The 14797-nt window shown below is 69.6% G+C and carries 12 protein-coding genes; 8 read left to right on the plus strand and 4 right to left on the minus strand.

Annotated elements, in window-relative coordinates; translation table 11 throughout:
- Positions 1-20: 20 nt before the first annotated feature.
- The 7 genes from IW256_RS14540 to ispG all read left to right on the plus strand — a co-directional run bounded on the left by IW256_RS14540 (position 21) and on the right by ispG (position 8326).
- Positions 21-929 carry an aromatic prenyltransferase gene (locus tag IW256_RS14540; RefSeq protein WP_197011479.1) on the plus strand — a complete coding sequence of 303 codons (909 nt, stop codon included), beginning with the start codon at positions 21-23 and terminating at the stop codon, positions 927-929.
- 37 nt (positions 930-966) lie between these two features.
- Positions 967-2541, plus strand: a complete 1575-nt coding sequence (locus tag IW256_RS14545; RefSeq protein WP_231403780.1) for a vanadium-dependent haloperoxidase — start codon at positions 967-969, stop codon at positions 2539-2541.
- A gap of 198 nt (positions 2542-2739) precedes the next feature.
- Positions 2740-3189: a TetR/AcrR family transcriptional regulator gene (locus IW256_RS14550; protein ID WP_197011481.1), complete on the plus strand. Its 450-nt coding sequence runs from the start codon at positions 2740-2742 to the stop codon at positions 3187-3189.
- Positions 3190-4095, plus strand: a complete 906-nt coding sequence (locus IW256_RS14555; RefSeq protein ID WP_197011482.1) for an aromatic prenyltransferase — start codon at positions 3190-3192, stop codon at positions 4093-4095.
- Positions 4096-4135: 40 nt separating this feature from the next.
- The gene (locus IW256_RS14560; RefSeq protein ID WP_197011483.1) at positions 4136-5107 is read left to right on the plus strand and encodes a 4-hydroxy-3-methylbut-2-enyl diphosphate reductase; all 972 of its coding nucleotides are present in this window, start codon (positions 4136-4138) and stop codon (positions 5105-5107) included.
- Positions 5108-5217: 110 nt separating this feature from the next.
- Positions 5218-7059: a 1-deoxy-D-xylulose-5-phosphate synthase gene (locus tag IW256_RS14565; protein ID WP_197011484.1), complete on the plus strand. Its 1842-nt coding sequence runs from the start codon at positions 5218-5220 to the stop codon at positions 7057-7059.
- Positions 7060-7147: 88 nt separating this feature from the next.
- Entirely contained in the window at positions 7148-8326 is a 1179-nt protein-coding gene (gene ispG, locus IW256_RS14570) for a flavodoxin-dependent (E)-4-hydroxy-3-methylbut-2-enyl-diphosphate synthase (protein WP_197011485.1), read from the plus strand.
- Positions 8327-8593: 267 nt separating this feature from the next.
- Here the strand turns inward: ispG and IW256_RS14575 are convergent, their stop codons facing one another.
- Complete coding sequence (locus IW256_RS14575) at positions 8594-8788, minus strand: helix-turn-helix domain-containing protein (RefSeq protein WP_231403781.1); 195 nt, start codon at positions 8786-8788, stop codon at positions 8594-8596.
- Positions 8789-9625: 837 nt separating this feature from the next.
- On the opposite strand from IW256_RS14575, the gene IW256_RS14580 reads away from it, so the two are divergent.
- Positions 9626-9931 (plus strand): hypothetical protein, encoded by a 306-nt coding sequence (locus IW256_RS14580; RefSeq protein ID WP_197011487.1) that lies wholly within the window; start codon positions 9626-9628, stop codon positions 9929-9931.
- Between the two features lie 472 nt (positions 9932-10403).
- Here the strand turns inward: IW256_RS14580 and IW256_RS14585 are convergent, their stop codons facing one another.
- From IW256_RS14585 to IW256_RS14595, 3 genes are all read right to left on the minus strand, one after another.
- Complete coding sequence (locus IW256_RS14585) at positions 10404-11321, minus strand: RNA polymerase sigma-70 factor (protein WP_197011488.1); 918 nt, start codon at positions 11319-11321, stop codon at positions 10404-10406.
- An 871-nt stretch (positions 11322-12192) separates the two neighbouring features.
- A complete protein-coding gene (locus tag IW256_RS14590) occupies positions 12193-13842 on the minus strand; it encodes an ABC transporter permease (protein WP_197011489.1) in 1650 nt (549 codons plus the stop codon).
- Positions 13839-14780, minus strand: a complete 942-nt coding sequence (locus tag IW256_RS14595; RefSeq protein ID WP_197011490.1) for an ABC transporter ATP-binding protein — start codon at positions 14778-14780, stop codon at positions 13839-13841. The genes IW256_RS14590 and IW256_RS14595 overlap by 4 nt, the downstream gene beginning before the upstream one ends.
- Between the last annotated feature and the right edge of the window lie 17 nt (positions 14781-14797).

Raw genomic sequence — 14797 nt, forward strand, 5'->3', positions numbered from 1 at the left:
GCTGACTGCTGGGAGGCAGGATGTCCGGAGAAGCCGCGGCGGAGAAGTTCTACTCGGACATCGAGGAGACGGCCCGGCTCGTGGGCGTCGATTGTTCACGAGACAAGATCTCACCGATCCTTTCCGCGTACCGGGACGCGTTCGTGGAGGGCGGCATCGTGTTCAGCGTGGACGCCACCAGGCGCCACTTGGGAGAGCTCAACTACGCCTTCACGGTCCCCCCGGCGATCGATGACCCGCACGCCCACGCGCTGTCGAACGGTTTCGTCGCCGAGACGGACCATCCTGTCGGCGCCGTGCTCTCCGACGTGCGGGCCCGATGCGCCGTCGCCGAGCACCTCATCGACTGCGGAGTCGTCGGCGGCTTCCGGAAACTCTACGCGCACTTCCCGCACGATCATCTGAGCGTGTCGGAGATCGCCGATATCCCTTCCATGCCGCCCGCCGTGGCCGACAACGTCGGTCTCTTCACCCGCTACGGCTTGCGCAACGTGGCGATGATCGGTGTCAACTACGCCCAGAGAACCGTGAGCGTGTACTTCCAGTTCGACCCCGAGAACCGGCCCGGGCCGGCGGCCATGGGGTCGATGATGCGCGAACTCGGCCTGGCGGAACCGCAGGAGCGGATGCTGGAGTTCACCCGGAACTCGCTGCGGGCGAACCTCACCCTCGGCTGGGATTCTTCGGAGATCCTCCGGGTCGCCCTCGCCCCTCCGCCGCGCCGCGGTCTGGATCCGTCGATGGTGCCCGTACGAATCGAACCGCATATCGAACGGTTCGCGACCAGTGCTCCGCGCGTGTACCCCGGCGAGCGCGTGAACCTTTTCGCGGTCAAGTGGACGCCCGCCGCCGAGTATCTGGAGGTCTGTTCCTACTACAAGCTCACACCGATGCTGGAAAAACTATTCGTGGAGAGCCACGAAAAGTAGACCCGTGCCGAGAACCTCAGAGAACAAGGAGCGAACCATGACAACGCCCGAACAATCTGACGTTCCAAGCCCCTCACTGGGGCGCAGGTCGCTCCTGATCGGCGGGCTCGGGGGAGCCTCGACCGTGGCGCTGACCGCCCTGGGGCACACCGGAACCGCCGCAGCCGCCCCGCGCCCCTCGGCGACGAACGCGCCCACCCAGATCGACTTCGACTTCGACGAGGACAACTTCCACCGGGACCTGATCGCCGTCGCGGGCGACTCGACCTTCGGGGGTGAACAGGCATTCGGCCCGATGGACGCGTCCATCATCATCTGGATCCAGGGCATCATGGTGACCGCGTGGTTCGACGCGCTGGCCCCCTACCACCCGACGGCGGTCGGCCTGCACTCCCGGATCGCGCGGCGCCCCCGCAGCGAGGCCGCGACCAACAGGAACAAGAACATCGCCGCCATCCACGCCACGTACCAGGTGGTGAAGACCGTCTATCCGGAGCGGTCGAAAGTCGTGGCACAGGTGATGACCGCGATCGGCATGAACCCCGAAGACGATTCGGAGGACCCGGCCACGCCGGTCGGTATCGGGAACATCGCCGGGAAGGCCAGCGTCAAGGCCCACCTGCGGGACGGCATGAACTTCCTCGGTGACGAGGGCCGCAAGTACCACGGCCAGGAGTTCGAGGACTACACCGGGTACCAGCCCGTGAACACCGCCTACAAACTGGTCGACCCCTCACGGTGGCAGCCGAGGTTGCACACGCACCGCCGCCGTGTCGGCGGAGGGCCGGGCGACAAGGGCATCTTCGTCAGCCAGCACTTCGTCACGCCGCATGCCGGGCTGGTCAAGGCGCACACCTACCGGGACCCGGGCCGGTTCAAGCTCGCCCCGCCCGACCACCTCGACCACACCGACCGCCAGCGGTACAAGCGGTCGGCGGACGAGATACTGGCGGCGTCGGCCGCGCTCACCGACCGGCAGAAGGTGACGGTGGAGTTCTTCGACAACAAGTTCCTGGGCATCGGCCAGGCGACGCTGGCCGCCGGCAACGCCCACGATCTCGACCTGGACGCGTGGGTCCACCTGCAGTTCACGAGCGGCCTGGCCCAGTTCGACGACCTGATCGCCGCGTGGCATTACAAGCGCAAGTACGAGGCTCCCCGGCCGTTCACCGTGATCCGGCACGTGTACGGCGACCGCCGGGTGACCGCCTGGGGCGGCGTCGGCAAGGGGACGGTCAATGACATTCCCGCCGATGAGTGGAGCGCCTATATCCCCGTGGGGGACCACCCCGAGTACCCGTCCGGCTCCACGACGCTCTGCGCGGCCGAGGCGCAGGCGTCGCGGCGCTTCCTCGGGGACGACATCCTGGACTGGCGGTACTCCGTCAAGGCCGGCGCGACGCTGACGGAGCCGAGGCTCGTCCCCGCCAAGGACGTCGAACTGCACTATCCCACCTGGACCGCCTTCAACCAGGACTGCGCCAGGAGCCGGGTGTGGGGCGGGGTGCACTTCCCGACGACGGTCGAAAGGTCCCTGGAGTTCGGCAAGCAGTTCGGCGACCTGGCCTACGAGTTCGCGCAGCGGTACATCAAGGGCGAAGTCGGGGACTGACCCTCCCGGCCGTGGGGCGCCGTCGTGCCGGCACGACGGCGGACCGGAACGACGGCGCCCCACGTTCCGCCTTCTGCCGCGTCCCGGTCCAGCGACGGAGGGCGCCGCACGGACCTGAGGGGTTCCAGGTGTGGCCGCCGCCGATGACGCACGGTCGGCCGGTTGCGGAAAGCGCTGAAACCAACACTGGGAGGACGCATGTCCGAAGCCACCGAGGTGGAGAACACGGGTGCGCAGAACCTGGCCGCGTACGCGAACACACTCTTCGAGGAGGCCCTCGCCGGGCCGCGCGATCAACTCGGCGAACGCCTCCTGCGCATGTCCCTGACGGCCTGGGAGAACCCGCGGCTGAGGCCGCAGCTCCTCGACAAGATCGGAGCCGCGGCCACGAGCGAGGCGGGCGCGGCCCAACTGCGCGAGCACTTCCACTCCATGCTGGTCGTACGCGTGGGGGAGTCGGTCGAGGCGCCGCGGCTGAACCTCAACGCGGTGGTGGCACAGGTCGTCGGCGTGATCATGCTGCGCTACGTGATGAGGATGGAGCCGATCGTCTCGGTGCCGGTGGACGAGGTCGTCCGCACCTTCGCCCCCACGATCCAACGCCATCTGGACGCGCGGCCCGGGCCGAGCCCGACACAGGGAGGATGAATGTCCAGAAAAGCCGCCACCGATTTCTACGCGGCCATCGAGAAATCAGCCGGGCTGCTGGACGTGAAATGTTCACGTGCCAAGGTCTGGCCCATTGTGACCGCCTTCGAGGATGCGCTCCCGAAGGCCGCGATCCTCTTCAGGGTGGCGACGGACACGCGCCACGAGGCCGAGCTCAACTGTCACCTGATGATGCTTCCCGGTGACGTCGATCCCTACGCACTCGCTCTGTCGAAGGGCCTCATCAAGAATGCGGGCCACCCCATCGACACCCTGCTGTCCGACATCGAGGAACGATTCCCGGTCGACAGTTACGGCATTGACTTCGGCATCGTCGGCGGCTTCCAGAAGGCATGGTCGTGCTTCCCGGGGGACAGCATGCAGAAGCTGTCGGAGCTGGCCGGCGTTCCGTCCATGCCGCGCGGGCTGGCCGAGAACATCGACCTCTTCGCCCGCTACGACCTGGCCGAGAACATCACCCTGATCGGGATGGACTACGAGCACAGGACGATGAACGTGTACTTCGGTGAGGTCGCCGAGTGCCTCCGGCCGCAGGTCGTCCGATCGATGCTTCGCGAGATGGGCATGCCGGATCCGAGCGAGCAGCTGCTGAACTTCGCCGGTCAGGCGTTCGGCTTCTATGCCACGCTCAGCTGGGACTCTTCGAAGATCGAGCGGTTCTGCTATTCCGCGATCACGCGTGATCCGCTGGCACTCCTCGATCGGGTCGACCCGAAGATCGAGCACTTCCTCAAAACGATTCCGTACGGCGGCGACGACCCCAAGGCCGTCTACGTCGCCACCTCGCCGGCCGACGGGGAATACCACAAGGTCCAGTCGTATTACCAATGGCGGCCTCGGCTGGTGAACCACATGCACACGAGCGTGTCGGATACCAGCGATTAGTACTCGCCGTGCCCCTGCCCTAGCCGATGGGAGAGGAATCATGCCGTTTCCCCGACGCCGGGTCCTGCTCGCCAAACCGCGCAGCTCCTGCGCCGGCGTGGTACGGGCGGTGCAGAGTGTCGAGGTCTGCCTGGAGAGGTACGGACCCCCGGTCTACGTACGCAAGCAGATCGTGCACAACGCCCATGTCGTGAAGACCCTCGAGGAACGGGGCGCCGTCTTCGTCGAGGAGACCGACGAGGTGCCGCACGGGGCCATCGTCGTCTTCTCCGCCCATGGAGTGGCTCCGGCCGTCCACGCCGAGGCCAGGGCCCGGCGCCTGAGAACGATCGACGCCACGTGCCCGCTGGTCACCAAGGTCCACAGGGAAGCGGTCCGCTTCGCCGCCGAGGACTACGACATCCTGCTGATCGGGCACGAGAGCCACGAGGAGGTCGTCGGCACCCTGGGCGAGGTGCCGGATCGCATCCATCTGATCGACGGCCCGGAGGACGTGCGCACCGTCCAGGTGCGCGACCCCGCGCGAGTCGTGTGGCTGTCGCAGACCACCCTGTCGGTGGACGATGTCCTCACCACGGTGGCGGCCCTGCGCCGGCGGTTCCCCGACCTGGTGGATCCGCCGTCGGACGACATCTGCTACGCCACCCGGAACCGCCAGGTCGCGGTGAAGGAGATCGCCTCGGCCGCGGAACTCGTCATCGTCGTGGGCTCGGCGAACTCCTCCAACTCCGTCCGCCTGGTCGAGGTCGCCCGGGAGCGCGGCGCCGACGCTCACCTCGTGGACCACGCCGGGAACATCGACGAGTCGTGGCTCGACGGCGTGACGACCGTCGGGCTGACCAGCGGCGCCTCCGTCCCCGACGAACTCGTCCAGGACGTACTGACCTGGCTGGACGAACGGGGTTACGGCGAGGTGCAGGAGATCGAGCCCGTCACCGAGAGCATGAACTTCGCCCTGCCCCGCGAGTTGGACCACCCGGTCACGGCAGGGCCCTCGAAAGAGACCGCGTAGCGGGCGGACCCGTTCACGCGCCGACGCCCCGGACCGGCGCCCCCGGCCCCACGCCCCGGAGCCCGCCGCCGGGATCGTGGCCGGTGGCCCGGCATGGAAGAGGAGCACCAATGGCACTGCTGGACAGCATCCGCGGTCCCGACGATCTGGATGATCTGCCCGCGGGTGAACTGCCCGCTCTGGCGGAGGAGATCCGCGAGTTCCTGGTCCGAACGGTGTCCCGCACCGGCGGGCACCTGGGCCCCAACCTGGGCGTGGTGGAGCTGACCCTCGCGCTGCACCGGGTGTTCGCCTCGCCCCGCGACAGGATCATCTTCGACACCGGCCACCAGGCGTACGTGCACAAGCTGCTCACCGGCCGGCTGGCGGACTTCGGACGGCTCCGCGAGCGCGGTGGCCTGTCCGGGTACCCGTCGCAGGCCGAGTCCGCGCACGACGTGGTGGAGAGTTCGCACGCCTCCACCGCACTCGCCTACGCCGACGGCCTGGCCAAGGCCCACCAGCGGCGCGGGATCACCGACCGGTCGGTGGTCGCGGTGATCGGCGATGGCGCGCTCACCGGCGGCCTGGCCTGGGAAGGGCTCAACAACCTGGTCGACGACCCCGGCCGGCCGGTGATCGTCGTGCTCAACGACAACGGCCGCTCGTACGCCCCCACCGTCGGCGGACTCGGCCACCACCTGCACAGGCTGCGCACCTCGCCGGCCTCCCGGCCGGAGCGCGACGGCCGCGACGGCGGCGCGGCCGGCGACAACCTGTTCACCCAGCTCGGCTTCGCCTACATCGGCCCCATCGACGGCCATGACGTCTCCGCCTGCGAACGGGCGCTCCGGACGGCCCGCACCATGCGCCGCCCCGTCGTCGTCCACGCCGTCACGCGCAAAGGCCGCGGATACCCGCCCGCAGAGAACGATCAGGCCGACCACATGCACGGCATCGGGAGGATCGATCCGGTCACCGGAGAGGCCGTCCCGTCGTCCGGGACCTCCTGGACGAAGCTGTTCGCCGACGAGCTGTGCGCCGTCGGCGCGGAACGCGACGACCTCGTCGCCATCACCGCCGCCATGCCCGGCCCCACCGGGCTGGCGGCTTTCGGGAAGCGGTTCCCGGAACGGATGTACGACGTCGGCATCGCCGAGCAGCACGCCGCCTGCTCGGCCGCCGGGCTCGCCCTCGGCGGGATGCATCCCGTCGTCGCGGTCTACTCCACGTTCCTCAACCGCGCCTTCGACCAAGTCGTCATGGACGTCGCCCTGCACCGGCTGCCGGTGACGTTCGTGCTGGACCGCGCCGGGATCACCGGGCCGGACGGCCCCAGCCACCACGGGATGTGGGACCTTCCCATCCTCGGCGTGGTCCCCGGCGTGCGGGTCGCCGCGCCCCGCGACCCTGGGCGGCTCCGCGAACTCCTCCGTGAAGCCGTCGAGGTCACCGACGGTCCGACCGTCCTGCGCTTCCCCAAGGCCACCGCCGGACCGGACATCGACGCGATCGCCCGGGTCGACGGCATCGACATCCTGCACCGCGGCAGCGGCCGTCCCCTCGACGTTCTCATCGTCGCCGCCGGGACGCTCGCCGACGTCTGCCTCCAGGCCGCCGGCGTCCTCGAAGACCAGGGCGTCGGTGTCACCGTCGTCGACCCTCGCTGGGTGATACCGGTCAACCCCGCCCTCACCGGGCTCGTCGCCCGCCACGGCCTCGCCGTCACCGCCGAAGACGGCAGCCGCACCGGCGGAGTGGGCGCGCTGCTCGCCCAGGCCTGCGCCGACGCCGGCGTGCGAACCCCGGTCCGCAACCTCGGAATTCCCCGCGCCTTCATCGAACACGGGGACAGGCCCGGCCTCCTGGCCGACGCGGGCCTGTCCTGTGAACGCATCGTCGAAGCCATCCGGCACCACCTCGACGGCCTGCGCGCCCCCGCGGTGTCCCCTGGGGAAAGGAGCCTGCGATGACCGTCGGCAAGGCCGGGGCCTTCCCGGCGCAGGCCACCGCACCCCGTGACGTCCGGAGTTCCACGGCCGAGCGGGGGCGTTGATCACGATGGTGAATCTCGGCATGCCCCGGGTGCCCCCGGTGGTCGCCCCGCGCCGCAGGAGCCGGCGGTTGAGGCTGGGGCATGATGACCGGGCCGTCCTGGTGGGCGGCGACGCGCCGGTGAGCGTGCAGTCGATGACCACGACGGTGACGGCGGACGTGAACGCGACGTTGCAGCAGATCGCGGAGCTGACGGCGTCCGGGTGCCAGATCGTGCGGGTGGCGGTGCCCTCGGCCGACGACGCCGAGGCGCTGCCGGAGATCGCGCGCAAGTCGCAGATCCCGGTGGTGGCCGACATCCACTTCCAGCCGCGGTACGTGTTCGCGGCGATCGACGCCGGGTGCGCGGCGGTGCGGGTGAACCCCGGGAACATCAAGGCGTTCGATGACAAGGTGGCGCAGATCGCGAAGGCCGCGGGGGAGGCACGGGTGCCGATCCGGATCGGCGTGAACGCGGGGTCGCTGGACAGGCGCCTGCTGGCCAAGTACGGCAGCGCGACCGCGGACGCGCTGGTGGAGTCGGCGCTGTGGGAGTGCTCGCTGTTCGAGGAGCACGGGTTCCGGGATCTGAAGATCTCGGTCAAGCACCACGACCCGGTGGTGATGATCGCGGCGTACCGGAAGCTGGCGGCCGCGTGCGACCACCCGCTGCACCTAGGGGTGACCGAGGCGGGACCGCGGTTCCAGGGAACGGTGAAGTCGGCGGTGGCTTTCGGGGCCCTGCTGGCCGAGGGGATCGGGGACACGATCCGGGTGTCGCTGTCGGCGCCGCCGGCCGAGGAGGTCAAGGTCGGGATCGCGATCCTGGAGGCGCTCGGGCTCCGGCAGCGCCGCCTGGAGATCGTGTCGTGTCCCTCCTGCGGCCGGGCGCAGGTGGACGTGTACAAGCTCGCCGACGAGGTCACCGCGGGACTGGACGGATTGGAGGTGCCGTTGCGGGTCGCGGTGATGGGCTGCGTCGTCAACGGGCCCGGTGAGGCGCGCGAGGCCGACCTCGGCGTCGCCTCGGGAAACGGGAAGGGGCAGATCTTCGTCAAGGGCGAGGTCATCGCCACCGTCCCCGAATCCAAGATCGTCGAGACCCTGGTCGAGAACGCCCTTCGGCTGGCCGAAGAGGCCGCGGGCGACGGCCGGGCGCCCGCCGGCAAACCACAGATCATCACCGATGCGCCCGCTCCGAACTAGGATGTCGACCGGCTTCGGAGAACGAGGAACATCCTCCTGAATTCGAGGCCGGAGAGGTGGCTCTCCCGCCGCTGGGAGGGGCTCCTTGACTGCCTGTCGTCCACTGGAGACCTCATTCGAGTGCGGGCGCCGCCATCCGCGACCGGGACGGCGACTCCGACCTGCCGTACACGGCTCGGAGCCGCCGTCCCGGTCGCGGGTGGAGACCGGCCGACCTCGGCGATCGCATCGTCGCACGCTCAGTTCGTGCTCCCCCGGACCGGAGGATCAAACCGGCGGATCAAGCGTGGTCATGACATCGTCAGGGTGGTAGTGAACACGGCGGTTGTGGGTGTAGCGGCGCCATTTTGACTCGTGAGCATAACGGTAGACGGTGCCTTTGGGAATGCGCCAGATTGCGGCGACATCATCGACCGTCAGGCCCACTTTATGGATCTCGGTGCTCGCCGCGTTCTTTCTCATCATGACCTTTCGGTTGGGCGGGGAGATATCACCTTGGAAAGGGGGTGAAACGCGTAAGAATCCGATCGGAGCGCGACGAGGCGCGCGGTCCGGATCGCGCCGGAGACGGCAGGCCGCTCGCGCAACGTCTGGAGGTCGGGCACCGTCGACGGCGGCACGCTTGGCACATGGGGGTGGGCCGTCAACGGCGCCGCTGGGCCGGGCAGGGGACTGGCGGCGGGCGAACCCGTCGAGCCGTTCCCGTTCGACGGATGAATGAGTGGCTGTGGACGGTGGTTCACGGCCTACCGCTACCTCGTTGGCCGGGGCGGGCTGGGGACGAGGATGCCGAGGGGGCGCGGCGCCTTCCGCTCAAGCACCGCACGGGCAGGACGAGGCTGATCGTGATCAGGAGACCGGCGGGCCGGCCCACGGCATGCGGGAGATGGGAGCGCTCCAACGTCCCGCTCGCCGCACGTCATGGTCCGCGCCGGGGTCGCCTCGGCCCCCGGCGGGCGGAGCGATCATCGCTCCCGCGCCGGTGCCGGCCCAGCCCGAGAACGGCCGCGAGTCACGGCGAACGGCTCGTGGACCGGAGCCGGCCGGTGCCGCCGCGCAGCGGTGACGTGGTGATCAACGAGGACGCCGGTGCGGGTCGGGACGGTTCGCGTCGTTCGGAGCCGGTCCGGGTCAGGGGTCTCGGTTCCGGCCCTGACCTCCGTTCATCTCGCGGGCGAGCGTGGCCCACCGAGTGGCCGGCCATGTGTGGTCCGGAACGGCGGTGCACACGATTTCGGACGGAAGCCGATCATCGCGCTGGCGTATGAGGACGACCAGCTCGCCGTTGCAGGTGGGACAGTGGCCGACCTGGACCCGCCCGGCGCCATGACGATGAGTGAGATCGCGTGCCGAGCGCGTGAGATCGACGATCTCGTCCACCATCTCTCCTGCGGCAGGGTGAGCGGCGAGCCACTCAGCGTGCCGGCAAAGGAATTGCGCGAGCGCTCGGATGTTCCGTGGCGGGGGCCCAATGCGGCGTTCTTCGGCGACGAGGCTGGCCCAGGACGCGAGGACCGTGCGAATGGCAGCCCGTGTCTCGGTGGCGGCGGGGCTTATCGGGTCGGCGGTGGTGCTCTTTCGGGAGCCATTGCGAATCACGCGTAATGGACCAGAGCGTGTGCGGCTCATGCAGTCGTCATACAAGACCGGTAGGTTTTGTACGTCGCTTACCAGCCGGTCCAGGCAAGTCGTGCATACGAACCAGCCGTCACCGGTTCTGCGTGCCCCCTTCCTCATATCCCCTTGGTGTTCCTGTCGACACGAAGCAGCCTGACATGATACGCGTCCTGTCATGATCTCCCCGTAGGAGGCTCGCCCCCAGGCCCGGTGATCCTTGCCCACATAGAACGGGTATGCTCTATGTATGATCTTCAAAAAGGGCAAGCACGTCAATAGCCATGCGGTAAATGAGAGAGAATTAGGCGATTCTACAGCCGGATGGCGGCGGCTTCCGTTAGCATCAAGTGCGCACTCCCTCTTGCGGACCCGATCGGTTATTCACGCTGTCACTCTTTGAGTTCCTTCGTGTATCCGACGGTGACGGAGTGGCGAACTGTGAGCGGATCCGGATCGGGCTTCAGCCGTTGGACCGGCCGCCCGGGCGCGGCAGGGCGCCGAGGTGGCCGGACCAGTCGAGGTGCCGGAGCTTGTCGGGATTGGCGATGAAATGGATCGCCTGTATCCGGCCGTCGGCGATGTCGAGCCCCAGGACTCCGACCGGCCGGTCATCAGCGCCGATCGTCACCGCGCCGGGCTGGCCGTTGATCTCGGTGACGTGGACGCGGATCCCGCTGCGCGCCAGCATGGAGGTCGCGCTCGCCAGGGCCCGCGCCACGCGCATCCGGCCGTTGACCGGCCGCACCTGCGCCGGCACCTTGCCGCCGCCGTCGACGCGCAGCGTCACATCCTGCGACAGGAGCCGCTCCAGCGCCGAAAGGTCGCCCTCCTCGGCGGCGGCGAAGAAACACCGGGCCAGTTCCTCCCGCTGCCGCCGCGAGGCGTAGTAGCGCGGCCGGCGTTTCCGCAGGTGGTTGCGGGCCCGCGCGACCAGATGCCGCGTGCTGTCCACATCGGTGCCGATGATGTCGGCGACCTCCGCGTACGGGTAATCGAACACCTCGCGCAACAGGAAGGCGGCGCGCTGCTGCGGTGTCAGGCTTTCCAGCAGCACCAGGAACGCCAGGGACAGCGATTCGGCGATCTCGGCCTGCTCGGCCGGCAGCGATTCGATCGCCAGCGGTTCCGGCAGCCACTCGCCGACGTACTGTTCCCGCCGCACCCGCGCCGAGCGAAGCTGGTCGATGGCCAGGCGGGTGACCAGCGTGGCGAGGTACGCCCGCGGCGAGTCGATCCGTTCGTCCCGTTGCAGGGTCTGGTGCATCCGCAGGAACGCCTCCTGCACCACGTCCTCGGCTTCGCTCACGCTGCCGAGCATCTGGTAGGCGACGGCGGACGCCCAGGGCCGCAGGTCACCGTACAGATCCGAGATCGACATATCGGGTCAGTTCAATCCCTCGGTGAAACCCGTGTGCCGGCCCGGGTGCCGCGGCGGCGGCCAGCCGCGCGACGGTGCCGACTCGTCAGCGGTGATGTGATGCAGTGGCGGCCACATCCCGACAGCGCAAGCGATGATCAGTGACTTTCGCTCGCGGACCTGCTCAGTCATGAATGCGCCGGTGATGCCCGTCCTGCGCCATAGGAGGAACCGTAGCAAATGCGAAGCCATCGGCCCAGGCACCGGTCATGTCTTCCTGATAACGTAATCGCCTCGCCACTCTTTGGCGTCCACAGGCGTTCCGGCCGGCTTCATCCGGCCTGGTGGTGAAGGGTGAGAATGGCCGCGCCCAGGGCGCGGACGCGGGCCGCCGCCCGCCCGGCATCGTCGGCGGGCTCACCCGGCGGTTCGCCCGGGCAGTCCACGCGACGGTGGCGACACCGAACGCGGCGGCCGGTCGTTCGAAGGTCTCGTCCAGCGCAGGCGCACCAGCACGTTGTGCCGGTCGACTGCGCATCTGTCAGAGCCTCGCCCCGTCACCGGCCGAACCCATCGGCCGCGACCATCCCGTGCCCGGCACGATCAGGATGGAAAAGGCTCAGAATGGAAACGTCCCGACATTGCCGGGCCATGTTTCGTCGTTCGTATGAGCCGACGAATATGCCAGGGCGAATGCGGCGCATCCGGCTATCGCTCCTCATGCGCGAAGCGGGGCGGGGCCGCGAAGGCCGGCCGGGATGATCGCGGGGCGGGCCGGCCGGCCGTGCTCAGGGATCGGGCGCGCCGTCGCGTTGGGACGCCGTTCCCGCCCGGACGCGTCCCGGCCCGCCGCCCCGCGGCGGGCCGGAACGCGGCGGTGCCGGGTCGCGGGTCACTTGGTCTCCAGGTCGCGGCGCTGGAAGCCGGCCAGCCCGGCCGCCGCCAGGCCCGCGGCGATCACGAGAAGGATCAGCACCGCCGGCCAGGAGACGCCGTCCAGGGGAGGTTGACCGGTGTGCTCCATGGGCAGCAGGTTGCGCGCCCACTGCGGAAGATCCAGGAGCGCCCCGAAGAGCCCGGCGAAGAGGCTGTAGCCGAGAACGACCCAGGTCGCACCGATCGCCCTCGGGAACACGCCGAAGAGCAGCGCCGCGATCCCGAGCAGCACCAGGACGCCCGGTGCGTGCGCCAGGTGCGCCGCCGTGACGGTCCAGACGTAGGAACCGTCGCCCACCGAGACGGCCGCGCCGAGCCCGGTCATGAGACCGGCCACCAGCAGCAGCCCGACCAGGCCGATCGAGATCACCGCCAGGTAGCCGCCGAACCAGGCCCGGCGGCTGGTCGCGGTCGCCAGCACCGGCTCGGCCCGGCCCTTGGTCTCCTCCCAGCGCGCCGCCTGCACGCCGAGGACCACCATGACGCCGGCGATGACGGCCGTGAACAGCGTGATCACGCTGAGGTAGCCGTCGACCAGGGTGTCCACGGAGCCACCGAACATCTCGATCCGGTCCGCGCTGATGTCATCGGAGTCGGCGATCTGGTCGGCGACCCCTCCGAAGATGAAACCGAACGCCGCGAGGGCCACCGTCCACCAGATCAGGCCGGCCCGCTGGAACCGGAACGCGGCCGCGAGCGGTGAGTTCAGCCACGGCGCCGCCACCGGCTCCCCGGTGCGGGCCGCGACCAGCCCGGCGCCGACGTCCCGGCGGGCCGACAGCGCGTACCCGGCCGCCGCGGCGGCCGCCGCGAGCCCAGCCGACAGCAGCAGCGGCCACCACCGGCCGTCGACGTACGGCCGGGTCTGGTTCGACCAGGCCAGTGGCGAGAACCACGACAGCGGCCCGCCGTGGTCGCTGGTCATGTCGCCCACGGCCCGGACCACCCAGGCCGCGCCGAGCGCCGCGCCCGCGATGCCGGTCGCGGACCGGGAGTTCTCGGTGATCTGGACGGTGAGCGCGGTGATCCCGGCGAAGACCAGTCCCACCGCCCCGACGGAGGCACCGAACAGCAGGCCCTGGCCACCGTCGTAGCCGTTCGCGGTCATGGCGCCGGCCAGCAGCAGCGCCAGCGACGCGTTCGCGCCGATCGCGACGATCAGTACCGCGGTGAGCTGGGCGTGCCGCCCCACCACGGTGGAGCGGATGAGCTCGGCCCGGCTGTTCTGCTCGTCGACCCGGGTGTGCCGGGAGACCAGCAGCAGGCTCATCAGCGCGGCGAGCACGAAGAAGAAGACTCCGTAGACGCCGGCGAGGTACCGCTCCGCGGTGATGTCGTCGCGGCCGTAGCCGGGACCGAACAGGGCCCCGATCGTCCCCTCCGTGAACCGCCTGACATCCTGCAGCTGCTCCTCGGTCTTGGTGGCCTCGGACACCACGGTGGCGAAGTAGAGCAGCAGCAGCGTGATGCCCAGCGACCAGGCCGGCAGCTTGACCCGCTCGCGGCGCAGGATGAGCCGGGTCAGGATGCCGGTGCCGGCGAGCACCTTGCCGGGCGAGCGGCCGGCGGGGGTCCGGGAGGGCTCCCGGACGGCGGTCGCCGTCATCGCTTCTCCCCGATGGCCTCGGCGGGTTCTCTCCCGTCACCGTCGCCGGCCGCGAGGTCGTCGCCGTAATGGCGCAGCATGAGCTCCTCCAGCGTCGGCGGGTGGCTGGTCAGGGTGCGGATCCCGAACCGGCTCAGGGCCTGGACCGCCTCGCCGAGGTGGTCACCGTCGACCGCGAAACGCACCCGGCCATCGGTGGCCTCCAGGTCGTGGACACCGGACAGCCGCTCCAGACCGTCGACCGGCCGGCTGGTGCCGGCCTCGATGGTGGTGCGGGTCAGGTGCCGCATCTCGGCGAGCGTCCCGGACTGCACGATCTCGCCCTGCCGGATGATGCTGACCCGGTCGGCGAGCTGCTCCACCTGAGCCAGGATGTGGCTGGAGAGCAGCACGGTGCGCCCCTCCGCCTTCAGCCGGATGATCACGTCCTGGAAGACCACCTCCATCAGCGGATCCAGCCCGGCGGTCGGCTCGTCGAGGAGGAGCAGCTCCGCGTCGGAGGCGAGCGCCGCCACGATCGCGACCTTCTGCCGGTTCCCCTTGGAATAGGTACGGCCCTTCTTGGTGGGGTCGAGGTCGAACCGCTCGATCAGCTCGGCCCGGCGCGCCTGGTCGAGGCCGCCGCGGAGCCGTCCGAGCAGGTCGATGGCCTCACCGCCGGTGAGGTTCGGCCACAGCTCGACGTCCCCGGGCACGTACGCCATCCGGCGGTGCAGGTCGACCGCGTCCTGCCATGGGTCACCGCCGAGCACCCGCGCCTGGCCGGAGTCGGCCCGCAGCAGCCCTAGCAGCACCCGGATGGTGGTGGACTTGCCCGCGCCGTTCGGGCCGAGGAATCCGTGCACCTCGCCGGTTTCCACGGTGAGGTCGAGACCGTTCAGCGCACGCGTCCGGCCAAAGGTCTTCACCAGCCCCGAGGTGCCGATGGCAGTGGTCATGGCGTCTCCGTTCATCG

The organism is Actinomadura viridis (assembly GCF_015751755.1).
GTDB classification, from domain to species: domain Bacteria; phylum Actinomycetota; class Actinomycetes; order Streptosporangiales; family Streptosporangiaceae; genus Spirillospora; species Spirillospora viridis.

What these genes read in the sequence shown, in the direction of transcription:
- IW256_RS14540 (WP_197011479.1), top strand. Translation starts at nt 21, where the DNA reads ATGTCCGGAGAAGCCGCGGCGGAGAAGTTCTACTCGGACATCGAGGAG.
- IW256_RS14545 (WP_231403780.1), top strand. Translation starts at nt 967, where the DNA reads ATGACAACGCCCGAACAATCTGACGTTCCAAGCCCCTCACTGGGGCGC.
- IW256_RS14550 (WP_197011481.1), top strand. Translation starts at nt 2,740, where the DNA reads ATGTCCGAAGCCACCGAGGTGGAGAACACGGGTGCGCAGAACCTGGCC.
- IW256_RS14555 (WP_197011482.1), top strand. Translation starts at nt 3,190, where the DNA reads ATGTCCAGAAAAGCCGCCACCGATTTCTACGCGGCCATCGAGAAATCA.
- IW256_RS14560 (WP_197011483.1), top strand. Translation starts at nt 4,136, where the DNA reads ATGCCGTTTCCCCGACGCCGGGTCCTGCTCGCCAAACCGCGCAGCTCC.
- IW256_RS14565 (WP_197011484.1), top strand. Translation starts at nt 5,218, where the DNA reads ATGGCACTGCTGGACAGCATCCGCGGTCCCGACGATCTGGATGATCTG.
- ispG (WP_197011485.1), top strand. Translation starts at nt 7,148, where the DNA reads ATGGTGAATCTCGGCATGCCCCGGGTGCCCCCGGTGGTCGCCCCGCGC.
- IW256_RS14575 (WP_231403781.1), bottom strand. Translation starts at nt 8,788, where the DNA reads ATGAGAAAGAACGCGGCGAGCACCGAGATCCATAAAGTGGGCCTGACG.
- IW256_RS14585 (WP_197011488.1), bottom strand. Translation starts at nt 11,321, where the DNA reads ATGTCGATCTCGGATCTGTACGGTGACCTGCGGCCCTGGGCGTCCGCC.
- IW256_RS14590 (WP_197011489.1), bottom strand. Translation starts at nt 13,842, where the DNA reads ATGACGGCGACCGCCGTCCGGGAGCCCTCCCGGACCCCCGCCGGCCGC.
- IW256_RS14595 (WP_197011490.1), bottom strand. Translation starts at nt 14,780, where the DNA reads ATGACCACTGCCATCGGCACCTCGGGGCTGGTGAAGACCTTTGGCCGG.